Origin of the sequence: Exiguobacterium abrahamii, from assembly GCF_015645365.1 — a bacterium.
GTDB classification, from domain to species: domain Bacteria; phylum Bacillota; class Bacilli; order Exiguobacteriales; family Exiguobacteriaceae; genus Exiguobacterium_A; species Exiguobacterium_A abrahamii.
In genome coordinates, this window is the sequence record NZ_JADOYC010000002.1 from 238264 (window position 1) to 263220 (window position 24957).

Annotated in this window: 25 protein-coding genes; 22 read left to right on the plus strand and 3 right to left on the minus strand. The window is 49.1% G+C overall.

Annotated features, from left to right (window positions below):
- Positions 1-18: 18 nt before the first annotated feature.
- Positions 19-951, minus strand: coding sequence for a DUF1385 domain-containing protein (locus ITJ88_RS10920; protein WP_195865665.1), 933 nt, complete (start codon positions 949-951; stop codon positions 19-21).
- A 156-nt stretch (positions 952-1107) separates the two neighbouring features.
- On the opposite strand from ITJ88_RS10920, the gene aroQ reads away from it, so the two are divergent.
- From aroQ to spo0A, 15 genes are all read left to right on the plus strand, one after another.
- Positions 1108-1554: a type II 3-dehydroquinate dehydratase gene (gene aroQ / locus ITJ88_RS10925; protein WP_195865666.1), complete on the plus strand. Its 447-nt coding sequence runs from the start codon at positions 1108-1110 to the stop codon at positions 1552-1554.
- Complete coding sequence (locus ITJ88_RS10930; RefSeq protein ID WP_023467576.1) at positions 1551-2615, plus strand: M24 family metallopeptidase; 1065 nt, start codon at positions 1551-1553, stop codon at positions 2613-2615. The genes aroQ and ITJ88_RS10930 overlap by 4 nt, the downstream gene beginning before the upstream one ends.
- A gap of 35 nt (positions 2616-2650) precedes the next feature.
- Positions 2651-3217, plus strand: coding sequence for an elongation factor P (gene efp, locus ITJ88_RS10935; RefSeq protein ID WP_023467577.1), 567 nt, complete (start codon positions 2651-2653; stop codon positions 3215-3217).
- A 168-nt stretch (positions 3218-3385) separates the two neighbouring features.
- The gene (gene accB / locus ITJ88_RS10940) at positions 3386-3835 is read left to right on the plus strand and encodes an acetyl-CoA carboxylase biotin carboxyl carrier protein (protein ID WP_029341092.1); all 450 of its coding nucleotides are present in this window, start codon (positions 3386-3388) and stop codon (positions 3833-3835) included.
- 15 nt (positions 3836-3850) lie between these two features.
- The gene (accC, locus tag ITJ88_RS10945; RefSeq protein ID WP_035409099.1) at positions 3851-5203 is read left to right on the plus strand and encodes an acetyl-CoA carboxylase biotin carboxylase subunit; all 1353 of its coding nucleotides are present in this window, start codon (positions 3851-3853) and stop codon (positions 5201-5203) included.
- A 120-nt stretch (positions 5204-5323) separates the two neighbouring features.
- Entirely contained in the window at positions 5324-5728 is a 405-nt protein-coding gene (nusB, locus tag ITJ88_RS10950; RefSeq protein WP_023467580.1) for a transcription antitermination factor NusB, read from the plus strand.
- 69 nt (positions 5729-5797) lie between these two features.
- Positions 5798-6631: a bifunctional methylenetetrahydrofolate dehydrogenase/methenyltetrahydrofolate cyclohydrolase FolD gene (folD, locus tag ITJ88_RS10955; RefSeq protein ID WP_082665880.1), complete on the plus strand. Its 834-nt coding sequence runs from the start codon at positions 5798-5800 to the stop codon at positions 6629-6631.
- Positions 6628-7950 (plus strand): exodeoxyribonuclease VII large subunit, encoded by a 1323-nt coding sequence (gene xseA / locus ITJ88_RS10960; RefSeq protein WP_195865667.1) that lies wholly within the window; start codon positions 6628-6630, stop codon positions 7948-7950. Before folD ends, xseA begins: the two co-directional genes overlap by 4 nt.
- Before the next feature lie 2 nt (positions 7951-7952).
- Positions 7953-8174 (plus strand): exodeoxyribonuclease VII small subunit, encoded by a 222-nt coding sequence (gene xseB / locus ITJ88_RS10965; protein ID WP_023467583.1) that lies wholly within the window; start codon positions 7953-7955, stop codon positions 8172-8174.
- On the plus strand, positions 8171-9040 hold the full coding sequence (locus ITJ88_RS10970) for a polyprenyl synthetase family protein (RefSeq protein ID WP_195865668.1): 870 nt from the start codon (positions 8171-8173) through the stop codon (positions 9038-9040). The genes xseB and ITJ88_RS10970 overlap by 4 nt, the downstream gene beginning before the upstream one ends.
- 117 nt (positions 9041-9157) lie before the next feature.
- On the plus strand, positions 9158-11044 hold the full coding sequence (gene dxs, locus ITJ88_RS10975) for a 1-deoxy-D-xylulose-5-phosphate synthase (protein ID WP_195865669.1): 1887 nt from the start codon (positions 9158-9160) through the stop codon (positions 11042-11044).
- Positions 11045-11050: 6 nt separating this feature from the next.
- The gene (locus ITJ88_RS10980; protein ID WP_195865670.1) at positions 11051-11857 is read left to right on the plus strand and encodes a TlyA family RNA methyltransferase; all 807 of its coding nucleotides are present in this window, start codon (positions 11051-11053) and stop codon (positions 11855-11857) included.
- A gap of 154 nt (positions 11858-12011) precedes the next feature.
- Positions 12012-12461 carry a transcriptional regulator AhrC/ArgR gene (gene ahrC / locus ITJ88_RS10985; RefSeq protein WP_023467586.1) on the plus strand — a complete coding sequence of 150 codons (450 nt, stop codon included), beginning with the start codon at positions 12012-12014 and terminating at the stop codon, positions 12459-12461.
- A gap of 12 nt (positions 12462-12473) precedes the next feature.
- Positions 12474-14180 carry a DNA repair protein RecN gene (gene recN / locus ITJ88_RS10990; RefSeq protein ID WP_195865671.1) on the plus strand — a complete coding sequence of 569 codons (1707 nt, stop codon included), beginning with the start codon at positions 12474-12476 and terminating at the stop codon, positions 14178-14180.
- A gap of 3 nt (positions 14181-14183) precedes the next feature.
- Entirely contained in the window at positions 14184-14903 is a 720-nt protein-coding gene (spo0A, locus tag ITJ88_RS10995; protein WP_195865672.1) for a sporulation transcription factor Spo0A, read from the plus strand.
- A 36-nt stretch (positions 14904-14939) separates the two neighbouring features.
- On the opposite strand, the gene ITJ88_RS11000 is transcribed toward spo0A, so the two are convergent.
- Both ITJ88_RS11000 and ITJ88_RS11005 read right to left on the minus strand, forming a co-directional pair.
- Positions 14940-15518 carry a dihydrofolate reductase family protein gene (locus ITJ88_RS11000; RefSeq protein WP_195865673.1) on the minus strand — a complete coding sequence of 193 codons (579 nt, stop codon included), beginning with the start codon at positions 15516-15518 and terminating at the stop codon, positions 14940-14942.
- A 675-nt stretch (positions 15519-16193) separates the two neighbouring features.
- Entirely contained in the window at positions 16194-16448 is a 255-nt protein-coding gene (locus ITJ88_RS11005; RefSeq protein WP_058265115.1) for a DUF2627 family protein, read from the minus strand.
- A 122-nt stretch (positions 16449-16570) separates the two neighbouring features.
- Here ITJ88_RS11005 and ITJ88_RS11010 point away from each other — a divergent pair, with 122 nt between their 5' ends.
- From ITJ88_RS11010 to ITJ88_RS11040, 7 genes are all read left to right on the plus strand, one after another.
- Entirely contained in the window at positions 16571-18226 is a 1656-nt protein-coding gene (locus ITJ88_RS11010; RefSeq protein ID WP_195865674.1) for a sigma 54-interacting transcriptional regulator, read from the plus strand.
- Between the two features lie 144 nt (positions 18227-18370).
- On the plus strand, positions 18371-19291 hold the full coding sequence (gene yqiS, locus ITJ88_RS11015) for a phosphate butyryltransferase (RefSeq protein ID WP_041255026.1): 921 nt from the start codon (positions 18371-18373) through the stop codon (positions 19289-19291).
- Positions 19292-19304: 13 nt separating this feature from the next.
- Entirely contained in the window at positions 19305-20429 is a 1125-nt protein-coding gene (locus ITJ88_RS11020; RefSeq protein ID WP_023467593.1) for a Leu/Phe/Val dehydrogenase, read from the plus strand.
- Between the two features lie 16 nt (positions 20430-20445).
- Positions 20446-21549, plus strand: coding sequence for a butyrate kinase (gene buk / locus ITJ88_RS11025; protein ID WP_195865675.1), 1104 nt, complete (start codon positions 20446-20448; stop codon positions 21547-21549).
- A complete protein-coding gene (gene lpdA, locus ITJ88_RS11030; protein ID WP_195865676.1) occupies positions 21519-22940 on the plus strand; it encodes a dihydrolipoyl dehydrogenase in 1422 nt (473 codons plus the stop codon). The genes buk and lpdA overlap by 31 nt, the downstream gene beginning before the upstream one ends.
- Before the next feature lie 13 nt (positions 22941-22953).
- Positions 22954-23967 (plus strand): thiamine pyrophosphate-dependent dehydrogenase E1 component subunit alpha, encoded by a 1014-nt coding sequence (locus tag ITJ88_RS11035; protein ID WP_023467595.1) that lies wholly within the window; start codon positions 22954-22956, stop codon positions 23965-23967.
- Complete coding sequence (locus tag ITJ88_RS11040; RefSeq protein ID WP_023467596.1) at positions 23964-24947, plus strand: alpha-ketoacid dehydrogenase subunit beta; 984 nt, start codon at positions 23964-23966, stop codon at positions 24945-24947. The genes ITJ88_RS11035 and ITJ88_RS11040 overlap by 4 nt, the downstream gene beginning before the upstream one ends.
- Positions 24948-24957 lie beyond the last annotated feature (10 nt).

Here is a 24957-nt window from a genome sequence, read left to right on the forward strand (position 1 = left end):
TATCACCCCTGTTATCGATTAACCCAGTGCATTCTCATGTAGGTTATGTTCCTGTTTTTCCAATGCTTCAAACGCATAAATCGCAACCTCGATCTGTGCATCGTCTGGTTCTTTCGTCGTCAAGTACTGTAACCATAGGCCAGGCAAGGCGATGACGCGAAGTCCTTTGATGTGCTGTGCTTTATTCGTCAGCTGTAACACTTCAAATGAAAGGCCGATGACGACCGGTAATAAAGCAATCCGGCAGACGAGACGCAACCAAAGCGGATCCGTTGGCACGATCAGATAGACGAAAAATCCGACGATGACGGTGAAGATCAAGAAACTCGAGCCGCAACGGTAATGAAGACGACTGCTGACGCGAACGTTCTCGACCGTGAGCGGGCGTCCTGATTCGACGCAGTTGATGACCTTATGCTCTGCACCGTGATATTGAAAGAGCCGTTTGACGAGCGGCGTCAATGAAATCACGTAGAGGTAACTGAACAAGAGCGTTAATTTGATTGTTGCTTCGATGACATTTTGAATGACATGTCCCGATAAAGCAGGGAACACATCGAATAGTGACGCAAGGAAAGCAGGTAGCAACGTAAAGAGTAATTTACCGAAAAAGAATGATAGGACCCCGACGACAGCTACGCCGAGCCATTTCGTCAAAGGGCTGGCAGTCGTCTCTTCCGGCTCTTCTTCACCAGGTTTGACACCGTATCGGTCACTTGCGAAGTTCATATGACTGGCACCATTCGCTGAGGACTCCATCAAAGCAAACAAGCCACGCAGAAGTGGGATTTTTTTGCCTTTAGCGATTCGTGGTCGAACCGGCTTTTGTTGGGCGAACGTCTCGATCGAATCATCATTTCGACGAATTGCCGAGACCGCATGGGTCGCATTTTGGAACATGACGCCTTCGACGATGGCTTGACCACCGACCGGCGGATTAGTCGTTTTCATAATAGAACGCATCCCGTCTTCATTAAAATTAGGTGTATCGTCAGTGTACTTGATTTACGACAAAAAAACTATGTTCGACTCGTCAAAACGAGGTAATCTTTAGGAGTCGGAAATCGGGTTATGATACAATGAAAAGGAATTCGAGGAGGTGTTTTTTTGCGTGTCTTGATATTAAACGGACCAAACTTGAATTTACTCGGAACACGCGAACCGGATACATATGGAACGGCGACATTAGCCGACTTAGAACACGATCTTCGCGCTTATTTTCCGAACATTCAGTTTCGGTTTGAACAATCGAACCATGAAGGACGACTGATTGATGTTCTTCACGAGGAACGGGGGGCGGACGGTATCGTCTTCAATGCGGCTGCCTACACGCATACGAGTATCGCGTTACGTGACGCGATTGCCGCGATCGAAGCACCCGTCATCGAGGTACATCTATCGAATGTCCATGCACGTGAATCCTTCCGTCATCATTCGATGATTGCACCTGTCTGTCAAGGAGTCATTGCTGGACTTGGCATGACGGGATATCGTCTGGCAACGGAAGCACTCCAAGCTTTACAACAATCGGAACAAGGGGGAAATCAATCATGAAACAACGGATCGAGGCGTTACAAGCAGCTTTAAAGGAACGGGACCTTCCAGGATTACTTGTCACGAAAGCAGAGAATATTCGATACATTTCCGGCTTCACGGGCTCAAGCGGTGCATGTCTCGTAACAGAAGAACAAGCGTACTTCGTGACGGATTTCCGTTACACGGAGCAAGCGGCAGACCAAGTTAAAGGAATGGAGATCGTTCAAATCGAACGGTCGATTCCAGAGACGATGGGCGAATTGATGGCAGGAGCACGTGTTCGCGCGGTTGGTGTCGAAAAGGATGCGATGACACTCGGTGCTTTTGAAGCATACGATCAAGCTTCGGCAATCGAGCTTGTTCCGACGACAGGAATCATTGAAAACCTACGCTTGATTAAGGATTCGTCAGAGATTAAGATGATTAAGGAAGCGGTGGAGCTCGCAGACGCGACCTTCCAACACATCTTGACGTACATTCAACCAGGACGAACGGAACTTGAAGTATCAAATGAACTAGAATTCTTCATGCGTAAGCATGGAGCGACGTCTTCTTCTTTCGATACGATCGTGGCATCGGGCTATCGTTCTGCCTTGCCGCACGGTGTTGCCAGCTCGAAGGTCATTGCGACGGGTGAACTCGTCACGCTTGATTTCGGAGCGCTCTTGAACGGTTATGTTTCAGATATCACACGGACTGTCGCAGTCGGTCCGATCAATGCCGAGTTGCAGAAGATCTACGATACAGTCTTGCAAGCGCAACTAGCGGGTGTCGACGGCTTAAAACCAGGCATCACTGGGATCGAAGCGGACGCATTGACGCGTGATATCATCAAAGAAGCAGGTTACGGTGAGTACTTCGGTCACTCGACGGGACACGGCATTGGTCTAGAAGTACATGAAGGACCTGGCTTGTCGTTCCGCTCTGAGACAAAACTTGAACCGGGCATGATCGTTACGGTCGAACCAGGTATCTACGTGCCGCAAGTTGGCGGATGCCGGATTGAAGATGACGTCTTGATCACGGAAACAGGTCGAGAAATTCTTTCGTCTTCACCAAAAGAACTGATCACTCTCTAATTCAGAGTGACGGGACATTTTAGGAGGAACCATTCATGGTATCAGTAAACGATTTAAAAACAGGATTAACGATTAAGACTTCAGACGGTATGATTTGGCAAGTACTTGAATTCCAACATGTTAAACCAGGTAAAGGGGCAGCGTTCGTTCGGACGAAAATGCGTAACATCCGTAACGGAAACATCCAAGAGATGACATTCCGTGGTGGTGAGCGTGTCGAACGTGCACACATCGAGCGTAACAAGATGCAATACCTTTACCCAATGGGTGAGACTTACGTCTTCATGGACACAGAATCGTATGAGCAATTGGAATTGACGACAGCACAAGTCGAAGCAGCTCTTCCATACTTGCTTGAAAACATGGAAGTTCAAATCGCGGTTTACAACGGCGAAATCCTCGGTCTTGAATTACCGAACACAGTCGTCATGACGATCGTTGAAGCAGAGCCTGGCGTTAAGGGTGATACAGCTTCGAACGTCAAGAAAAATGCAACAGTGGAGACAGGTCATATCATTCAAGTCCCACTCTTCATCGAAGCAGGCGAAAAAGTAACGGTTGATACACGTACAGGTGATTTCACAGGTCGTTACAACGGATAATATTGAAACGACAAGACGTCTCTCACCTTTTATCAGGTCGAGAGACGTCTTTTTTCATCCAGCTTGACTTGCATCCAATGGTATGACCAGTTAATATAAGTATTTGAGTAGGCATTAGCACCTGGTATAATAATTGTGAATACAGCATAGATGGGGGAAGAATGACAGATGAAAATCGATCAGTTGAAACAAGTACTCGAAATGCTCGATCAGTCGAGTGTAAATGAACTCTCACTCGAGACGGATACGTATAAATTGAAGTTGAAGAAACAAGGAGAAACAGTGACGGTCTCGCATCAAGCACCTGCTGCGCCGGTAGCAGCGCCTGCTCCTGTGAAGCAAGCGGCAGCACCAGTCGAGGAAGAGGCGACTGCGGATGATACAGTCACGATCAATGCCTTGATGGTCGGAACGTTCTATTCGCGTCCGAATCCGGATAAACCGGCATACGTCAAAGTCGGTGATCAGATTGAAGTTGGTCAGATCGTTTGTGTCCTTGAAGCAATGAAACTCTTCAATAACTTAAACTCGGAAGTATCTGGAACAGTCGTCGAGATTCTTGTCGCCGATGGAGATCTCGTTGAATTCGGTCAACCACTCTTCCGGATCCGTCCGTAAACGGGGGTGAACAGCATGGAAAAATTATTGATTGCCAACCGTGGAGAAATCGCCGTCCGCATCATTCGAGCGGCAAAGGAACTTGGAATACAAACCGTTGCTGTCTACTCGACGGCGGATAAGGAAGCCTTACACGTTCGTTTAGCCGATGAGGCGTACTGCATCGGTGAGGCGAGTTCTGCTTCATCCTACTTAAACGTTACGAATATCCTTGCGATCGCAACGAACCGTCAAGTGACGATGATCCATCCAGGGTACGGTTTCTTAGCCGAGAACGTCGATTTTGCTGAGATGTGTGAAGCGTGCGGGATCAAGTTCGTTGGTCCGACGTCGGATGCGATCCGTCAGATGGGGATCAAGGACGTTGCGAAGAAAACGATGATCGAGTGTGGCGTGCCCGTCGTGCCTGGTTCAGATGGAACGGTCACGGACGAAGAAGCGGTCGCACTGGCGCAAGAAATTGGTTATCCGGTCATCATCAAAGCAACAGCAGGTGGTGGAGGTAAAGGGATTCGGGTCGCTCGTTCGGAAGAAGAGCTGATCAACGGGCTGAGTGAGACACGCCGTGAAGCAAAACAAGCTTTCGGAAACGGGGATGTCTATTTAGAACGCTTCATCGAAGAATTCCGCCATGTCGAGGTACAGGTCCTCGCTGACCGTCACGGCAATGTCATTCACCTTGGTGAACGGGATTGTACCGTCCAGCGCCGGATGCAGAAACTGATCGAGGAAGCGCCATCACCTGCGGTCAGTGAAGCGACACGATTGAAGATGGGCGAGGCTGCCGTAAAAGCCGCAAAAGCGATTCAGTACACGGGAGCTGGAACGATCGAATTCATCTTCGTCGAAGAGACGGAAGAATTCTTCTTCATGGAGATGAACACGCGCATTCAAGTCGAACACCCGGTAACGGAGATGATCACTGGATTCGACCTCGTTCAAGCACAATTGCAAGTCGCGCTCGATCATCCGCTTGCCGTTAAACAAAAGGATATCAAGTTCCACGGTCATTCGATCGAGTGCCGGATCAATGCCGAGGATCCAGATCATGATTTCCGTCCGTCTGCTGGACGCGTCACACAATACGTGACACCAGGCGGAATGGGTGTGCGCATCGATAGCGCGGTCTATCCAGGGTACATGATTCCACCATACTATGATTCGATGGTTGCGAAATTGATCGTCCATGCGGAAACACGGGAAGAAGCATGTGCGAAGATGGAACGTGCACTAGCTGAATTTTGGATCGAAGGTGTCAAGACGACGATCCCGTTCCACGAACGTGTTCTCAGTCACCCGGTATTCCGGCGTGGAACGTTCACGACGAAATTCGCAGAGCGTGAGCTAAAAGGTACGATCGTTAACTGAATCAGGACGGGAGTTTGTGCGACGAACTCCCGTCTTTTTTTGGCGTTCTCTATGTTTTTTAAAAGAGGAATGTGCTAAACTAACTGATTGAGAACGACAAAAAAAGGAGCACGCAAAATCATGATGAAACGACACATGGCACGCGAACTCGCAGTCCAATCTTTGTTCCAAATGGAGCTTTCGGATCTGACTGCACAAGAGGCCATTGAATTCGCGGTAGAAGGTAAGGAATATGACACATTCGTCGAGCAATTGGTGAACGGTGTCGAAACGAACAAAGCAACGATTGACCAACACATCCGAGAAGCACTGGTCAACTGGTCATTCGAACGACTCGGAAACATCGAGCGGACGATTCTTCGCTTAGCCGTCTACGAATTATTATTCGAAACGAACATTCCAGTTCGAGTGACGATCAACGAAGCGATTGAATTGACGAAGGCGTTCGCTGACGAAGAAGCGACAAAAATCGTGAACGGTGTTCTCGGTAAGGTCGCACAAGGCGTCGTCAAAGAAAATTCATAAACGTGTAAAACCGAATAGAGACAAACAGACAGAAGAGTGAATCGAACTTTTTGGGGGAGTGGACAAATCATGGCAGTAGTAATCGATGGAAAACAGGTAGCCCATTCATATCGTATGAAGCTGAAAGAAGAAGTCGCACGTCTGAAAGAACAGCGGATTCAACCGCAATTGACTGTCATCCTGATTGGCGAAGATCCTGCTAGTCAGTCCTATGTACGTGGTAAAGAAAAGGCGGCGAAGGAAATCGGCATGGATTCGGAGTTGATCCGACTTCCGGCAGAAACAACGGAATCAGAGCTTCTTCACTTGATCGAACGTCTGAACGTTGATGCGAGTGTCCATGGGATTCTCGTCCAATTGCCGTTGCCTGACCATATTGATGAGAGTAAAGTCATTTTTGCGATTTCTCCTGAAAAGGACGTCGATGGTTTTCATCCTGTCTCTGTCGGGAAAATGATGATTGGTGAACCGACATTTTTACCGTGTACACCAAACGGCATTCTTCATCTCGTCAAAGAGATGAACGTACCGATTGCCGGTCAACACGTCGTTGTCGTCGGTCGTAGCCAAATCGTCGGTAAACCCGTCGGCATGTTGTTCTTGAATGAATCGGCTACCGTTTCCTATTGTCATTCCAAGACAAAAGATCTCGGTGCAATGACGCGTCAAGCGGATATTTTAATCGTCGCAGTCGGTGTACCGAAGCTGATTACGGCGGATATGGTGAAACCGGATGCTGTCGTCATTGACGTTGGTGTCAACCGTGTCGATGGCAAACTCGTCGGTGATGTCGAGTTTGATACGGTACAAGACGTTGCATCGATGATCACACCTGTTCCAGGTGGCGTTGGTCCGATGACGATCACGATGCTACTGCATAACACGATCGAGGCTGCGCGATGAGCGAACCTCTTCACGTTTCCGATTTAGTCCACTATGTCAAACGTGAACTAGAAGGCGACGCCCTTCTGCAACAAGTCCAGGTGGTGGGAGAAGTGTCGAACTTTAAACGACACTCTTCCGGTCACCTTTATTTTACGTTGAAGGACGAGCAGTCACGGATGAAAGCCGTCATGTTTGCCCGAGATGCGAGTCGCGTCAAAGCAGACGTTCGCGATGGAATGCGTGTCGTCGTCACCGCGCGCTTATCCGTCTACGTCTCTTCTGGAGAGATGCAACTCTATGTCGAACGGATGACGGAAGACGGCGTAGGAGCGCTATATGAGGCGTTCTCACGCTTGAAGGTGGATCTTGAAGAGCGTGGTTGGTTTGATCCAGCCATCAAACAATCGTTGCCAGCGTTTCCCGAGCGAATCGGGATCATCACGTCGCCAAAAGGAGCAGCGCTTCATGATATCGCAACGACACTCCGGCGCCGTTATCCGCAAGCGGCCATCGTCTTCGCCCCGGTCCTTGTACAGGGAGCGGACGCGGCACCACAAATCAGTCGTGCCATTCAGCTGATGAATGAGCATGCTGCCTGTGATGTGTTGATCATTGGTCGTGGTGGTGGTTCGATCGAGGAGCTGTGGGCATTCAATGAGATGTCTGTCGTGACAGCCGTGTTTGAATCACGCATTCCAATCGTCTCTGCCGTCGGTCACGAAACGGATTTTACGATCAGTGATTTCGTCGCCGACGTTCGTGCGGCTACACCAACGGCAGCGGCAGAACTCGTCACTCCGGAAGCAGAGGCACTTACTCGACGGGTACAGGATGTGAAGCGACGTTTAGAACGAACGTATGCACAACTCCTCAAAAGTAAACAAGAGCAAGTGACACGGCTAGCTGCGAGCTATGGCCTGAAATCACCACGCGTCCTACTCGGACTGAAGCAGGAGCAACTAGACCGAGCAGAGATGTCACTCCAAAAGGAGATCAAGCAAGTAGTAGCGCAACACCAGCAACAGGTGGAGCGTCTTGACACACGCTTAATGCGTGTGCCGATGCGGGATCGCTTCGTGCAACAACGGGCGACGATTGAACAATCACGACGTCGACTCGAAATCGTGCGTCGACTTTTGCAATCGAAGCAACAACAGGTGCGTCATGTGCTCGCGCGACTCGACTCCGTCAGTCCGACGCATGTTCTGATGCGCGGCTATACGTATGTCGAACAGGATGGACAAATCGTCCGTTCCGCGAAGGCATTGACAGCGTCTTCGTTCGATATCCGATTCCATGATGGAACGATTCGTGCTAAACGAGAGGATGGGGAGTAAGAATGGAGACGGAACAATCTTTTGAAGAAGCACTGGAGCGATTAGAAGAAATCGTCACGTTACTCGAAGAGGGCGAAGCTCCTCTTGAACAAGCGATGGCTCTATATGAAGAAGGCGTCAAACTGACGGCTCTTTGCCAAGGGAAGTTATCCGTTGCTGAGAAAAAACTCGATCAAATCCTGGAGCAAGATGGTACGCTTCGGGAAAAAGGAGGAGCGCAATGATTGCTTTGAATGAGTGGAAGACACAAGTCGAAAACAAAATGGAAGAGTTCATGGAGCGACTCGACGCACCGGATCGTTTACGCGATTCGATGCGGTATTCACTCGATGCGGGTGGGAAACGAATTCGCCCAGCCTTGATTTATGCGGTACTCGATGCTTTTTCCATCGATCGTTCAAAAGGTGACGCGACTGCTGCGGCACTTGAGATGATTCATACATACTCACTGATTCACGATGACCTTCCTGCAATGGACGATGATGATCTTCGTCGCGGGCGTCCGACGAATCATATCGCTTTTGATGAAGCGACAGCGATTTTAGCAGGAGATGCCTTGCTCACGAACGCCTTCAGCTGTCTTCTTGAGACACCAGCTTCGTCGGAAGTAAAGCTTGCTCTTGTCGAACGGTTAGCAGCAGCGGCTGGTGCTACGGGTATGGTCGGTGGTCAGCTCGACGATATGCTCGGTGAGCGTGGCGGCATCAATGACGTAGCGGAGCTTGAGTCGATTCACCGTCGGAAAACAGGAGCACTCCTCGTCTTTGCAGTCGAAGCAGGTGGTTTGCTTGCCTCGGTCAGCTCGATGGATCTTGAGCACTTGAAGCAATACGGTCGCCATCTCGGAATCGCATTCCAAATCCAAGATGACATCTTGGACGTGACGGGAGATGCTGAAAAAATCGGCAAACCGGTTGGTAGCGACGAAGGAAACGAAAAAGCAACGTATCCAAAATTACTGGGTCTTGAAGGCGCGAAACGCGCACTAACAGCTCAGGTGGAAGCAGCGGAACAAGCGATTGATGCATTATCAGTCGAAGCGACGACACTTAAGGAACTGCTCGACTTCGTGGTCAAGCGCGACCATTAAGCAGGACGACGCATCTGCGTCGTCTTTTTCTATGCTGACAATGGCGCTCGATAGATTGTTCTAGTACAATGTAGGGTACAAACCCTATAAGATTGTAAGGAAAAGAGGCGGTAAGGTATGAAATTGACAGAAATACAGGATCCGTCATTTTTAAAGCGTATGTCGGTCTCCGAACTCGAAGTACTCGCAGGCGATATTCGACGCTTTTTGATTGAAGAATTAGCGACGACAGGTGGACACTTGGCACCGAACCTCGGTGTCGTCGAGTTGACGCTTGCGTTGCATCGTGAATTCGACAGTCCGAATGACAAGTTCGTCTGGGATGTCGGGCACCAAGCATACGTGCATAAGATTTTGACAGGACGTGCGGGCCAGTTTGATACGCTCCGTCAGCACAAAGGACTCTGTGGGTTCCCGAAACGCAATGAGAGTGTGCATGACGTCTGGGAGACAGGACACAGCTCGACGTCCTTGTCAGCAGCAATGGGGATTGCTGTCTCGAATGAACTGAGCGGTAAGAGTGATCGTGCAGTCGCAATCATCGGTGATGGTGCGTTGACAGGTGGGATGGCACTCGAAGCATTGAATCATATTGGAGCAGAACAACAAAACGTCATCGTCATCTTGAACGATAACGAGATGTCGATTGCACCAAACGTTGGGGCGATGCATCAAATGCTTGGACGAATTCGTTCATCACGTAAAGTACGTTTTGCCCAAGACGAGCTTGAAACGTTGATCAAAAAGATTCCGGTCATTGGCGGACGCCTTGAAAAAGGAAGCGAGAAGTTGAAGGAAGCCGTTAAAGGCGCACTTGTTCCTGGCATGTTCTTCGAAGAGCTCGGCTTCAACTATTACGGTCCGGTCGATGGGCACGATCTTGATGATTTGATCGAACAGCTCAATTACGTGAAAAAAGAAGAAGGCCCTGTCCTGCTTCATGTCATCACGAAAAAAGGGAAAGGCTATCGTCCAGCAGAGTTCGATGGCGTCGGCACATGGCATGGTCTTGGACCATACAAGATGGAGTCTGGCGAAGTCATCAAAGGGAAATCAAAAGCACCTAGTTATTCCTTTACGGTAGCGGATACTTTGACGAAGATGGCACGTGATGATGAAAAGTTGACGTTGATCACGCCAGCGATGAGCGTCGGTTCAAAACTCGATTGTTTTGAAAAAGAATTCCCAGAGCGGATGTTTGACGTCGGGATTGCAGAACAACATGCCGTCACGTTCGCAGCTGGTCAAGCGACGCAAGGCATGAAACCTGTCGTATCGATCTATTCGACCTTCTTCCAACGTGCATACGATCAGCTCGTTCACGACGTGGCGCGTCAAAATCTAGATGTGACGTTTACGATTGACCGATCAGGTCTCGTTGGCGCAGATGGTGAAACACACCAAGGTGTCTTCGATATCGCCTTCATGCGTCACGTACCGAACATCCGGATCGTTATGGCGAAGGATGAGAACGAACTGCAACACTTGCTCTATTCGGCCGTCAAATATGAAGGACCAATCGCCGTTCGTTTTCCACGTGGAGAAGGTATCGGTGTACCAATGGACGAGACACTGCATGAAATTTCGCTTGATACATGGGAAGTCGAACGTGAAGGAACGGACGTCGCGATCCTTGCGTTTGGACCACAAGTACAAGATGCGCTCAAAATCGCGGATCTCCTAGCAGACGAACTGTCGGTTCGTGTCATCAATGCTCGGACGATCAAACCGCTTGATGAGAAGATGTTGAATGCCCTTTATGCAGAAGGCATTCCACTCGTGACGCTCGAAGAAGCCGTCTTAAAAGGTGGATTCGGATCAGCTGTCCTTGAGCATGCGAATGAGCAGGAAGCATTCCCGCGCGTCAAACGCTTTGGTATTCCGGATTGGTATATCGAGCATGGCGGTGTGAACGAATTACTGGAAGAAATCGGATTATTACCTGGACAAATCGCAGAGGAAGTACGCGCTTTCGTCAATCAAGGAAAGAAACAGAGTGTGTGACGATTCATGGAAAATGTAAAGAAAATCCGCCTCGACGTTCTTCTCGTCGAGCGCGGTTTGTTTGAAACGCGTGAAAAAGCAAAACGATCGATCATGGCTGGACTGGTCTTTAGCGGAACGGAACGATTGGAGAAGGCCGGTGAGAAGGTCAAGTCGGACATCGACCTGCACGTCAAAGGTCAATTGATGCCCTACGTCGGTCGTGGAGGCTTCAAGATGGAAAAGGCACTTCAAGTATTCGATTTCGATGTCATGGGTAAAACAGGTCTCGATATCGGATCGTCAACGGGTGGCTTTACCGACTGCTCCTTACAAAATGGAGCAGCACATATGTATGCGCTCGATGTCGGTTCCAATCAGCTGGACTGGAAGCTTCGCTCGGATGACCGTGTGACGGTGATGGAGAAAACGAACTTCCGGCATGCGACACCAGACATGTTCCCTGTTGCGCCGCAGTTTGCGACGATCGATGTGTCATTCATCTCGTTACGGTTGATGCTTCCGCCGCTGAAGACGATCCTCGTCGAAGGAGGAGATGTCATGGCGCTCGTCAAGCCGCAATTCGAAGCGGGACGTGATGATATCGGCAAAAAAGGCATCGTGCGTGATGAACGGATTCATGTCCGTGTCCTCGATGAGATGGTCGAATTCTTCATTCAACAAGGATTCTATGTGAAACAGCTCGACTATTCGCCGATTACTGGTGGAGAGGGGAACATCGAGTTCTTATTACATGCGCGCCTTGGTCAACCAGGACTTGATTCATCCGTCGATGCGACGGAGACAGTCAAGCAAGCACATGCTAGTCTTTAAACGAACAGATGAAAACGAGGACGGACCCGGTTCATGGGTCCGTCCTCCTTGTTGTTTGAAGCGACGAAAACCATATAATAAAATGGCAAACGTGGACTTTTAATGATTTATTGGATTACAATAGTAACATCGAAGAATACTGTGAGGTGCAGGGATGACAAAGGGGCAACGGTTGATTAAGATTCGGGAGATCATCACCCAGTCGGAAGTAGAAACCCAAGATGAATTGGTAGAAGAATTACGGAATGCAGGATATAAGGTGACACAGGCAACGGTATCACGAGATATTAAGGAACTTCATCTCGTTAAGGTCCCGTTGAATGATGGACGTTACAAATACAGCTTACCCGCCGACCAACGCTTCAACCCACTCGGGAAATTGCGGCGTCTGCTCGGGGACAGCTTCATCTCGATTGATTCTGCTCAAAATCTGATTGTCATGCATGTCCTGCCGGGAAATGCGAATGCAGTCGCTGTCTTACTGGACCATTTGAGCTGGAACGAACTGCTTGGCACGGTGTGTGGGGACGATACGATCCTATTGATCGCACGAAGTGAGGAACAAGCGAAAGAAGTGACGGAACGAATTTTAGAAATGCTGTAAGGAGTTGACAGGATGCTAGCTGAATTATCGATCAAACAATTTGCGATCATTGACGAGCTACAGATCGACTTTAAAAAAGGAATGACCGTCTTGACTGGGGAAACAGGTGCCGGTAAATCGATCGTTCTCGACGCGATCGGATTATTGATTGGTGGACGTGGATCCGCGGAATTCGTTCGATACGGGGAAGATCGGGCGGAGCTAGAAGGGTTGTTTCTGATTGAAGACGACCATCTCGTCTATGATCTCGCAGAAGAGTATGGTATCGATATCGAAGATGGATTGATCATCTTACGACGTGATCTGTTCGCGACCGGGAAAAGTGTCTGTCGCGTCAACAATAAGCTGGTCACACTGACGATCTTACGAGAGTTCGGGCGTGTCCTCGTCGACATGCACGGGCAACATGAACATCAGCATTTAATGGACAGTACGTATCATCAAGCGATTCTCGATGACTTCGCGCAAGAGACGATTGCACCGCTCCTTCAAGCCTATCAATCCGGTTATCAAACGTATGAAGAAAAACGGACGGCGCTGCAATCGCTCGCGCAAAGCGAGCAAGAACTCGCTCAACGGATTGATTTACTATCGTTTCAGACGGAAGAGATCGAAGGCGCAAAACTTCGAGCACATGAGGAAGATGAGTTGCTCGTCGAGCGAAATCGTCTCGCGAATTTCGAGAAGCTATATGCGTCACTGAAGACAGCGTACGATGCTTTGCATGATGAGATGCGCGGCATCGACTCTGTTGGAGACGCGATGCGTGAACTACAACAAGCATCAAGCATCGACGAACAGTTTTCGCAGCAGAGTGACGCGATCGCAAGCGCTTTTTATGGACTCGAAGAAGTCGGGTATGCGATTCGAGATCAACTTGAAACACTTGAGTTTGATTCCAATCGACTCGATGAGATTGAACAACGTTTATCCGTCTTTCAACAACTGAAACGAAAATACGGGGCGACGATCGAGGAAGTCATTGCGTACGGGGAAAAAATTCGAGTTGAACTTGATACGATGACGAATCGAGATGAACGGATTGAGCGCTTAAAAGCCGAAGTCGAACAGCTTGAAGGCGAATTGTTTGAGATAGGTGGGCGTCTGTCGCAACAGCGACGAAAAGCGGCCGTTCAATTAAGCGAAGCGATTCATCTGGAGTTACGTGAGCTCTACATGGAAAAAGCGCGGTTTGAAATTCGTTTTCTTCAAGACGGGAAGACACCGATGCTACGCAAGAACGGGATCGACCAAGTGGAGTTCTTCATCATGACGAATGCGGGAGAGCCATTCAAGTCGCTCGGAAAAGTTGCATCGGGCGGGGAGTTATCTCGTATCATGCTCGGACTGAAGTCAATCTTCTCGCGCTCGGTCGGAGTTGCTTCGATCATTTTCGATGAAGTCGATACCGGAGTATCGGGTCGTGTCGCACAAGCGATGGCTGAAAAAATCTATCGTTTATCGGTAGACGGACAAGTGCTATGTATTACGCACTTACCGCAAGTCGCTTCGATGGCCGATCAACATCTCTATATTCGGAAGATTGAGGAGACCGATCGTACGACGACACAGGTCAATGTCTTGTCTCAGTCAGATCGAGGAAACGAACTAGGACGGATGATTTCCGGTGCGCATATGACGGATTTGACGTTACGTCATGCCGAGGAATTGATGGATCAGGCGAAGACGATGAAAGAATCGCTTAAAAATGGGGTGTAAGGATTGATTAAAGTCGGGATAGCAGATGATAATCGCGAAATGGTCGAATTGATTCGCCAGCATATCTCTGCGCAAGAAGACATGGAAGTCGTTTGCGTCGCCTACAATGGCGAGAGTTGTCTCGAACGTATGAAAGAACATGAAGTGGATGTATTGCTTCTCGACATCATCATGCCTCATCTAGATGGGCTTGGTGTTCTCGAGGAATTGATGAAGAAAAAGAAGAATCCTGCTGTCATCATGTTAAGTGCTTTCGGTAAGGATGAGGTCTCACAACAGGCGGTTACTCTCGGGGCATCGTACTTCTTACTTAAACCGTTCAGCATGGATCAGCTCGTTCAAAAAATTCGTCTCGTGACGCAAGGACAAGCACCGATTGTCGAAACGATTGACTTAAGAGTCGGTACGACACTTCGAGAAGTGGGGATTGCTCCGCATATCAAAGGCTTCACGTATTTAAAGGACGCTGTCTTAATGGTGCTTGAACGGGAAGATTTACTTGGATTGATCACAAAGGAACTCTATCCGACGATTGCGAAAAAACATCAAACGACGGCATCTCGCGTCGAACGAGCGATGCGTCATGCCATCAAGTCCGCTTGGAACGAAGGGATGCAACAGCACGAGCTCTTCAATGGTCGGATCGAACAAGAGAAAAGTCCGAAGAACTCGGAATTCATCTCGTATGTTTCGAGTCATATGAATCAAGAACAATCTGGTTAAAGGAAACACACCGTCTGATGGTTAGACGGTGTGTTTTTAGTTCCGATCCCGTTCATAGTAAGCGATCAACACACCGTTATCAAATGTGTGTTGTTTCGTGACGTTCCAAGTGAGAGGCGCCATTCCGTTGTCGGGAAATAGACGTTTACCAGAACCAACGATGACCGGATAGTGGATCAATCGGAGTTCATCAATCAGATCAGCTTGATAAAGCGTATGAACGAGTTGACTACTACCCCAGACGTGAAGCGGTGGTCCGTCTTGTTGTTTCAAGCGTATTAGTTCTGAAGTCGGTTGATTCAAATATGTCGTCGGCTGCCAACGAATAGGTGGTGTATGACGCGTAGCAACATACTTCATGGCACGATCGGCAACTGGCCAGATATCGGCATGGAGTGGCCAGTAACTCGACCATTGCTCGTATGTCGCGCGACCGAGTAACAGGGCGCAATCCTCTTGCATCCATCCACGGATGACCTGACCGATCTCAGGATGCTGAAATGGAGCAGTCCATCCCCCCTGTTCGAAGTCATTACTCACATCCTCATTCTTTCCGCTCGGTGCTTGAACGACACCGTCTAACGATAGATGTTCGAAAACGATGATTTTTCGCATGAAAGATCTCCTTTCGATTACGTTTTGCTTATAGCATACCGTAAAGCTAAAAATATATAAAAGCGCTTGCAAATAAATATTGCATAAACTGAAATGTTTGTTATAATAAAGGTACCAAATGATTTGGCAAGACGTCAGATGAACGTCGAGTCGACAAGGACTCCGGAAATCCTGTTGATGAACATCATCTCAGAACGCCAACTGTAAATGGCTCAAGAATGCCGGACGACATTCTCTTGGTAGAAGTCGTACCAAGGTATCTTGTTCATTCTAGATGGGAAATCTCGAATGAATGGGAGCTTCCATGATTTCGAAGCTAGGGAAAAGTGGAAGGTAACGGATCGTCTAAAATGAAAAGTACAGTTCGTGAAAAGGAGTGTTGTCTAGCAGTGATTGTTAGCAACCGAATGTTTGACTGCTTCAAGCGGATGACATTACGCTCCACCTAGGTCCCGAGTACAGTCAGATGATGGAACTGAAACACCATTCTATCGTTAGCCCGATAGCCAGATCTGATTTCTTTCTACCTCTTCATTAAGAGGAACACCTAAGGTTTTGGAGTACACGAATAGTTCTAACTATGAGAGGAGTTCATCCGTAAGTGAAACCAATTTTATACGAGTAAAAGGTCCCGCGCTTGAAATGAGTTCAAGAGATGGGGACCTTTTTCTGTGTTCATTTTTTTTGATAGCGGTCGGAGACTTTTCCACGTTTTCGATCGCGATAAAAGACATACCCTGCGACAAATCCAATGCCACCCATCGCAAGAACCAAACCAACGAGACCTTGCAATACATATACGTAAGCCGCATCGCCTAAGTATTTAAACGGCACTTGCGCAATTAGAAAAACACTATCACGCATGAGCTTAATACCAATCGCGCCGATGATGCCGGGGATTAATAATGAGAGCAAACCAATGATACGCATAGGACGCCACTCCTTTCCAAGCGTATTGTATCAAAAAATCGATCGTTCTGCGAATCGGGTTTGCTTCCCTATTTTATTCCGAGTACGATAGAAATGTAAGCAGTTTCAAAGGGGGAATTCATATGCATCATCTACTCGTCGTCGGGGCTGGTCAAGGGGGAACAGAAGTCCTGCATGCGTTTCAACGTTCACCATTATTAACGGTCATCGGTCTTGTCGATCCAAACATGGAGGCGCCTGGAGTGGCGCTTGCACGGCGTGCGAACATTCGGATTGAAACGAATTGGTCAGCTTTTGAAGGAGCTGATGTCGATTTCATCATTGACGCTACAGGAGAAACTGGCGTACTTGAGCAATTGATTCATGATTTTCCGGGAGCGGCGGTCTTACCGGGTGAATTCGTCAGAGTGTTGCTTGAGCGATTGACTGAAAAAGAGAAAATGCTCGAAGCAATCATTCATTGTACGAGCGAGGCGATTTCTGTCGCCGATCAAGACGGACAGACGATGCTGATCAATCCGGCATATACGCGTATGACTGGATTCACGGAGCGAGACGTCGTCGGAAAACCGGCAAGTGCCGATATCGGAATGCAGGAATCCGTTCATTTGAAAGTCTTGAATACGGGCGAGAACGTTCGAGATGTTCGCATGAAGATTGGACAAGATCAACGCGATATCATCGTCAACGCGGCACCCGTCATCGTCGATGGACAAGTTCGCGGTTCCGTTGGGGTCATTCGGGATATTTCGGAAATGAAGGCACTCGCCAAAGAATTGAAGGCAGCGCGTCAAAAAATCCGGACGCTCGAAGCTAAATATACATTCGATGATATCATCGCTGAGAGTGAAGCAATGCGCTTCGTCGTCGATCAAGCAAAGCTTGCGGCAACGATGCCCGTCAACGTCTTGATTCGCGGTGAATCCGGAACCGGCAAGGAACTGTTCGCGCATGCGATCCATGCAGCGAGCGAACGTAAATATGAACAATTCGTCCGCGTCAATTGTGCGGCAATCGCACCGACGTTACTCGAAAGTGAACTATTCGGGTACGAGGAAGGGGCGTTCTCAGGAGCGCGGCGTGGCGGAAAGCGCGGGTACTTCGAAGAAGCACATGGAGGTTCGCTATTCTTAGACGAGATCGGCGAACTGCCACTCGACGTCCAAGCCAAACTGTTACGGGTGTTACAAGAAAATGAAGTCGTTCGCGTCGGTGGAACGAAGGCGATTCCGGTTGATGTTCGGATCATCGCGGCGACGAATGCGAATCTCGAACAAAAGATCATCATGAATGAGTTCCGAGAAGATCTCTACTACCGGATTAATCGTTTACCGATTCACATACCGGCAATACGTGAGCGATCGGATGATATCGCACCGTTGACCTTACACTTACTCCGTAAATTGAATCAAAGTTATGGACGATCGGTCGGACGGATCTCAGATGATGTACTCGAAGCAATGAAGAAGCAACCGTGGAAAGGAAATGTCCGCGAGCTTGAAAATGTCATCGGTCGCGCGTTAATTTTTACGGATAAAACAGAAACCGTCTTGCGAAAAGGTCATCTGCAGCTTGTCGTGCCACAAACCACGAAAGTCGCGGCGAGACAGAAAAAGGAAATCAAACATTTATCGGACGAGATGTCACACGTTGAAGAACGATTAATTCGGGAAGCGCTTACTGCCTTTAATGGCAACAAAACAGAAGCAGCGAAACAACTCGGAATTTCTCTTCGGGCACTTTATTACAAAGTGGAACGATTTAACATCTACTCATGAAGCGCAAATTTTTGCGTGCAATATATTGCAAAAAATGCAAAAGCGTGCAAAATTAAAGACGTTCTTGCTTAACCTACCGTCTCTTTTGAATTGGCACGAAAATTGCTATTACTATTTATGTATGACAGGTGAGGGGGGAATATGGTGAGATTCAGTGAAATGGTCGAGCAGGCAGCTCGACTCGAAGATTCCGTCGTTGCGATTGCAGCTGCGGATGACGAAGAAGTGATGGATGCTGTCGCATTAGCAATTGAGAACGATTTAGCGCGTTTTCATTTGTTCGGGGATGCGACACGGATTCAGCAGATGATTCAAAAACGAGCATTACGAGAGTCACAGTTCGTGATCACGCATACTTCTACATCGCAAGAAGCGGCAGAACGTGCTGCTCATGCCGTTCGCAAAGGGGATGCGAGCGTCTTGATGAAAGGTCTTGTTCCGACAGCTACGTTCATGAAAGCTGTCTTGAACAAAGAAACGGGTTTGCGTTCAGGGAATGTCTTGTCGCATGTCGCCTTGTTCGAAGTACCGGGGCGTGAATCAGCGATCGGATTAACCGATGCAGCGATTCACATCCAACCGACACTCGAAGACAAAGTGAAGATCATCGAAAACGGTGTCTCCGCCTTACGTGCCCTCGGATACGGCTTACCGAAAGTCGCAGTCTTAGCAGCTGTCGAAGTCGTCAATCCAACGATGCAGGCGACGATTGATGCCGCCCTGCTGACGCAAATGAACCGACGCGGTCAAATCAAGGATTGCCTTGTAGACGGACCACTCGCACTCGACAATGCCGTAAATCTCGTCGCTGCCCAGCAAAAAGGATTGACGGGAGATGTAGCAGGTCAGGCGGATTTACTCGTCGTTCCGCAAATCGAAGTCGGAAACGTCATCTACAAATCACTCATGTATTTCGCACATGCCTCGGTTGCGGCGATTCTTGTCGGAGCGCGGGCTCCGGTCGTCTTAACAAGCCGTGCCGATACAGCAGAAGCAAAAATGTACTCACTAGCCTTTGCGCTATTAAATGCTCAACAGACGAAAAAAGTAAAACAAACAATCTGAGGAGGAACTTAAAATGGTCGAAACAAACGTAGAATCACGCTTCAGCATCTTTGAAACAATGGAGATGGAAGATTATGAACAAGTCGTTTTTTGCCACGATAAAGTATCAGGATTAAAAGCAATCATCGCGATTCATGACACGACACTCGGACCGGCACTCGGTGGACTTCGTATGTGGAACTATGCATCAGACGAAGAGGCGTTGATTGATGCGCTTCGTTTATCAAAAGGGATGACATATAAGAACGCAGCCGCTGGATTAAACCTTGGTGGTGGTAAAGCGGTCATCATCGGCGATGCGAAGACACAAAAGTCAGAAGCACTCTTCCGGGCATTCGGACGTTACGTCCAGTCACTGAACGGTCGTTACATCACAGCAGAAGATGTCAATACGACAGTTGCAGACATGGATTACATCCACATGGAGACAGATTTCGTTACTGGTGTCAGCCCAGCATTCGGATCAAGTGGGAACCCATCACCGGTTACGGCATACGGTGTCTACCGTGGGATGAAAGCAGCGGCAAAAGAAGTGTACGGAACAGATTCACTTGGTGGAAAAACGATTGCGATCCAAGGTGTCGGTAACGTTGCCTTTAATCTATGCCGTCATTTACATGAAGAAGGGGCGAAACTGATCGTCACGGACATCAACCAAGAAGCACTTCAACGTGCAGAAGAAGCATTTGGTGCCTTGATCGTCGCACCAGAAGACATCTACAGTGTCGAAGCGGATATCTTTGCGCCATGTGCCCTCGGTGCGACATTAAACGACGAGACGATTCCACAATTGAAAGTTAAGATCATCGCCGGTGCGGCAAATAACCAACTCAAAGAAGACCGTCACGGTGACATGCTTGAAGAACGCGATATTTTATACGTACCAGACTTCGTCATCAATGCCGGTGGTGTCATCAACGTTGCCGATGAACTCGACGGATACAACCGTGATCGTGCCATGAAAAAAGTTGAACTCGTCTATGATGCAGTCACGAAAGTGTTCGAAATCGCAAAACGCGATCATTTACCGACATACCGTGCGGCTGAGAAAATGGCAGAAGAGCGCATCGCGACGATGCGTAGTGCCCGCAGTCAGTTCCTGCGTCGTGATAAAAACATTCTAGGATCACGCGGCTGATCAGAGGAGGATATCCATGAGCGAACGTATTTTAACGATCAATCCCGGTTCGACGTCGACGAAGATCGGTATCTTCGAAGGAGCGAACCAGGTGTTCACGAAGACGTTACGCCATCCAGCGGAGGCGGTCGGAGGACCGCTTCCAGCACAGCTGGAGATGCGTCGTCATGTGTTACTCGAAGTGTTAGCTGAAGAACAGATTAATTTGAAAGCGCTTACTGCTGTCGTAGGACGCGGAGGACTACTCCGACCACTCGTCAGCGGTACGTACGCCGTTAACCGGGAAATGCGAGAAGACTTACTCAGCGGTATTTTTGGCGTCCATGCCTCGAATCTCGGTGGACTCCTTGCGGATGAGATTGCTCGGACACTCGACATCCCATCGTTCATCGTTGATCCAGTCGTCGTTGACGAACTCGAGCCGATTGCGCGGATTACAGGCTTACCTGAACTTGAACGAAAGAGTATTTTCCATGCCTTGAATCAAAAAGCTGTCGCGAAACGATATGCGAAGGAAATCGGACGTCCCTATGAGGAACTGCGCCTGATCATCGCACACATGGGCGGCGGGATTACGGTCGGTGCGCACCAAGAGGGGCGTGTCATCGATGTCAATAACGGACTCGATGGAGAAGGACCGTTTTCGCCAGAACGAAGCGGATCGCTACCTGTTGGTCAACTAGTAGAACTATGTTATAGTACCAAGTATAAACTTGAAGAGATGAAGCGTCTGGTCGTTGGGTCAGGCGGACTTGTCGCGCACTTGGGAACGTTTGATGCGATTGAGATCGAGCGCCGGATTGAAGAGGGCGACGAAAAAGCGGCATTGTTATATGACGCGATGGCGTACCGGATCGCAAAAGAGATCGCTGGTCAAAGTGCTGTCTTGTTCGGTCAGATCGACGCGATCATTCTAACAGGCGGACTTGCCTATAGTGATCGGTTGACGCGTGCGATCGAAGAACGTATCGCCCACCTCGGTCAAGTCGTACGTAGCCCTGGTGAAGATGAGTTGCAGGCGCTCGCAGAAGGAGTGTTGCGTGTCTTACGTGGGGAAGAAGAAGTTAAGGAATATGGAGGCGAACCAACATGGCTAGAGAATTCGACGTCGTTGTCCTAGGTGGTGGACCCGGTGGATATGTCGCCGCGATCCGTGCGGCACAAGCCGGGAAGTCGGTAGCAATCGTGGAACAAGGAAAATTAGGCGGGACATGCTTACATCGTGGCTGTATCCCATCTAAATCCTTTTTGAAATCAGCAGCAGTCTATCAGACGGTCAAACACGCTGCTACATATGGCGTGGACGTACCGGAATCGTTTTTACGATTCGAACAGGTCAAACAACGTAAACAAGAGATCGTAGATGGATTAGAGGCAGGTATTCAGCATCTGATGAAAAAAGGAAAGATTGAAGTCTTTCATGGTCGGGGTTCGATTCTTGGACCAAGTATCTTTTCACCGATGCCGGGAACGATCAGCGTTGAGCCGGAAGAAGGCGAAGGCGAGTTGATCCTTCCGCGTCAATTGATCGTCGCGACAGGATCACGTCCACGTCCATTGAACGGACTCGCTTTTGATTCAGAGTATGTCCTCAGCTCGGATGATGCACTCGATATGGCAGATTTGCCAAAGTCGATCGTCATCATCGGTGGCGGCGTCATCGGTGTCGAATGGGCATCGATGTTGACGGATTTTGACGTCGCAGTAACGGTCGTCGAATTCAGCGACCGGATTTTACCGACGGAAGATGCGGCAGTCAGTCGTGAAGTCGCTCGTCAATTGAAAAAGCGGGGCGTCAAGATTCATACCGGCGCAGCTGCACAAAGTGACACGTTCCGGATGTCAGAAGACGGTGTCTCGATCGCGATCGACCGTAACGGAGAACAAACGACGCTTGAAGCGGATAAATTGCTTGTCGCAATCGGTCGAATGGCGAACGTCGAAGGCATTGGGATTGAAAACACGAATATCGTCGTCGAAAATGGCTTCATCCAAGTAGATGACCATTTCCGGACGAAGGATCAACATATCTATGCGATCGGGGATGTCATCGGTCGCTTACAACTGGCGCACGTTGCGTCAGCAGAAGGTGTCAAAGCGGTCGAGGCGATTGTAAACGGAACGACGACACCACTTGAGTATGCGTTCGTACCACGTTGTATCTACAGCGTACCGGAAGCGGCATCGGTCGGTTTGACGGAAGACGAAGCGAAACGTGCCGGAATGGACGTCAAGGTCGGAAGCTTCTCGTTCAACGGATTAGGGAAAGCGCGGATCGAAGGAGAGGCGGCAGGCTTCATCAAGCTCGTCTCCGATGCGAAGACAGATGATCTTGTCGGCGTTCACATCGTCGGACCAAAAGCAACGGAACTGATCAGTGAAGGTGGATTAGCGCTCGTACTCAATGCAACGGCATGGGAAGTCGGACAGCTCGTGCATCCGCACCCGGCCTTGTCAGAAGCATTCGGAGAAGCAGCACTTGCCGTCGACGGACTTGCGGTTCACGCCTAAGGAGGAATTACGGATGGAAAAAATAGAATTCAAAGAATTAGTAGAACTCGGATTAACGGAACAGGACGCGATTCAGATGTTCGAAACGATGGTCCGTGCGCGGAAGATCGACGAACGGATGTGGAAGTTGAACCGAGCGGGTAAAATTCCCTTCCTCGTCTCATGTCAAGGACAAGAAGCGGCTCAAGTCGGTGCGGCGTTCGCCCTTGAAAAAGGAACGGACTACATTTTGCCGTATTACCGTGATTTAGGCGTCGTCTTGCACTTCGGTCAAACGTCACGCGATATCATGCTGTCGGCATTCGCAAAGGCAGAAGATCCGAACTCAGGTGGTCGTCAAATGCCAGGACACTACGGTTCACGTGCCTTGAATATCGTCACGGGTTCAAGTCCGGTTACGACACAAGTCCCACATGCTGTCGGGATCGCACTTGCTGCGAAGATGCGTAAGGAACCACTCGTTGCTTACGTCTCGTTCGGAGAGGGCTCTTCAAACCAAGGAGACTTCCATGAAGGGGCGAACTTCGCCGGAATTCATAAGCTCCCGGTCATCTTGTTCTGTGAAAACAATAAATACGCGATCTCGACACCTCTCTCGAAACAGCTGTCGGCGAAACACGTCGCTGATCGTGCGATCGGCTACGGAATGCCTGGTTATACGGTGGACGGCATCGATCCACTCGCTGTCTATAAGGTCGTCAAGGAAGCACGTGAGCGCGGATTACGGGGAGAAGGTCCGACCTTGATTGAAGTTGAAGTCGAACGCCTCGTGCCACACTCATCGGATGATGACGATAAATCATACCGTTCTGCTGAAGAACTCGATGCCTTAAAAGCACGTGACGGGATCAAACTCTTCCGGGCGCGTCTGATCGAAATGGGCGTCCTGACAGAAGAGTCAGCGACTGAAATCGAACAAGCGATGGAAAAAGAAGTCGATGAAGCAACAGCTTATGCGGAAGCAGCAGCTTACGATGCGCCAGAAAATGCATTACGTTACGTGTACGACGAGGAGGAAACGAAATGACGACGTTAAGTTTAATCGAAGCGATCAATAGTGCAATCAAAGAAGAGATGGAACGCGACGAGTCGGTCTTCATCCTCGGTGAAGACGTTGGTGTCCGTGGTGGTGTTTTCCGAGCGACACAAGGATTGCTCGAACAATTCGGAGAAGAGCGCGTCATCGATGCACCACTTGCTGAGAGTGCGATTGCCGGAGTCGGAATCGGGGCTGCGATGTACGGAATGCGTCCGATTGCTGAAATGCAATTCGCTGATTTCATCATGCCAGCGGTCAACCAAATCGTCAGTGAAGCAGCAAAGATTCGGTACCGTTCGAACAATGACTGGACGTGTCCGATCGTCATCCGCGCGCCGTTCGGCGGTGGTATTCACGGGGCACTTTATCATTCTCAGTCGGTCGAAGCGATGTTCAACTCGACGCCAGGACTGAAAATCGTCATCCCATCGAATCCATACGACGCAAAAGGATTGCTAAAGGCAGCGATTCGTTCGAATGATCCGGTCTTGTTCTTTGAGCACAAACGAGGCTATCGTCTGTTAAAAGGAGATGTTCCTGAAGGCGACTATACGGTCGAAATCGGTAAAGCAGACGTCAAGCGTGAGGGCGAAGACGTGACGATCATCACTTACGGGCTATGTGTCCATATGGCACTTGAGGCGGCAACACGCCTTGAAAAAGACGGAATCGATGTCCACATCCTTGACTTGCGGACGGTGTATCCAATCGACCGCGAAGCAGTCGTCGAAGCAGCGAAAAAGACGGGGAAAGTCTTGCTCGTCACGGAAGACAATAAAGAAGGTAGCGTCATGAGTGAAGTGTCGGCGATCATTGCAGAAGAAGCATTGTTCGATCTCGATGCACCAATCGAACGACTCTGTGGTCCAGACGTCCCAGCGATGCCATACGCTCCGACGATGGAGAAGTTCTTCAACATCTCAAGCGAGAAAATTGAAGATAAAATCCGGACGTTACACGCATACTAAGGGGGAACTG

Excerpts from the sequence above, each read along its gene's own strand:
- ITJ88_RS10920 (WP_195865665.1), bottom strand. The coding sequence starts at position 951 with ATGAAAACGACTAATCCGCCGGTCGGTGGTCAAGCCATCGTCGAAGGC.
- ITJ88_RS10930 (WP_023467576.1), top strand. The coding sequence starts at position 1,551 with ATGAAACAACGGATCGAGGCGTTACAAGCAGCTTTAAAGGAACGGGAC.
- efp (WP_023467577.1), top strand. The coding sequence starts at position 2,651 with ATGGTATCAGTAAACGATTTAAAAACAGGATTAACGATTAAGACTTCA.
- accB (WP_029341092.1), top strand. The coding sequence starts at position 3,386 with ATGAAAATCGATCAGTTGAAACAAGTACTCGAAATGCTCGATCAGTCG.
- accC (WP_035409099.1), top strand. The coding sequence starts at position 3,851 with ATGGAAAAATTATTGATTGCCAACCGTGGAGAAATCGCCGTCCGCATC.
- nusB (WP_023467580.1), top strand. The coding sequence starts at position 5,324 with ATGATGAAACGACACATGGCACGCGAACTCGCAGTCCAATCTTTGTTC.
- folD (WP_082665880.1), top strand. The coding sequence starts at position 5,798 with ATGGCAGTAGTAATCGATGGAAAACAGGTAGCCCATTCATATCGTATG.
- xseA (WP_195865667.1), top strand. The coding sequence starts at position 6,628 with ATGAGCGAACCTCTTCACGTTTCCGATTTAGTCCACTATGTCAAACGT.
- xseB (WP_023467583.1), top strand. The coding sequence starts at position 7,953 with ATGGAGACGGAACAATCTTTTGAAGAAGCACTGGAGCGATTAGAAGAA.
- ITJ88_RS10970 (WP_195865668.1), top strand. The coding sequence starts at position 8,171 with ATGATTGCTTTGAATGAGTGGAAGACACAAGTCGAAAACAAAATGGAA.
- dxs (WP_195865669.1), top strand. The coding sequence starts at position 9,158 with ATGAAATTGACAGAAATACAGGATCCGTCATTTTTAAAGCGTATGTCG.
- ITJ88_RS10980 (WP_195865670.1), top strand. The coding sequence starts at position 11,051 with ATGGAAAATGTAAAGAAAATCCGCCTCGACGTTCTTCTCGTCGAGCGC.
- ahrC (WP_023467586.1), top strand. The coding sequence starts at position 12,012 with ATGACAAAGGGGCAACGGTTGATTAAGATTCGGGAGATCATCACCCAG.
- recN (WP_195865671.1), top strand. The coding sequence starts at position 12,474 with ATGCTAGCTGAATTATCGATCAAACAATTTGCGATCATTGACGAGCTA.
- ITJ88_RS11000 (WP_195865673.1), bottom strand. The coding sequence starts at position 15,518 with ATGCGAAAAATCATCGTTTTCGAACATCTATCGTTAGACGGTGTCGTT.
- ITJ88_RS11005 (WP_058265115.1), bottom strand. The coding sequence starts at position 16,448 with ATGCGTATCATTGGTTTGCTCTCATTATTAATCCCCGGCATCATCGGC.
- ITJ88_RS11010 (WP_195865674.1), top strand. The coding sequence starts at position 16,571 with ATGCATCATCTACTCGTCGTCGGGGCTGGTCAAGGGGGAACAGAAGTC.
- ITJ88_RS11020 (WP_023467593.1), top strand. The coding sequence starts at position 19,305 with ATGGTCGAAACAAACGTAGAATCACGCTTCAGCATCTTTGAAACAATG.
- buk (WP_195865675.1), top strand. The coding sequence starts at position 20,446 with ATGAGCGAACGTATTTTAACGATCAATCCCGGTTCGACGTCGACGAAG.
- lpdA (WP_195865676.1), top strand. The coding sequence starts at position 21,519 with ATGGCTAGAGAATTCGACGTCGTTGTCCTAGGTGGTGGACCCGGTGGA.
- ITJ88_RS11035 (WP_023467595.1), top strand. The coding sequence starts at position 22,954 with ATGGAAAAAATAGAATTCAAAGAATTAGTAGAACTCGGATTAACGGAA.
- ITJ88_RS11040 (WP_023467596.1), top strand. The coding sequence starts at position 23,964 with ATGACGACGTTAAGTTTAATCGAAGCGATCAATAGTGCAATCAAAGAA.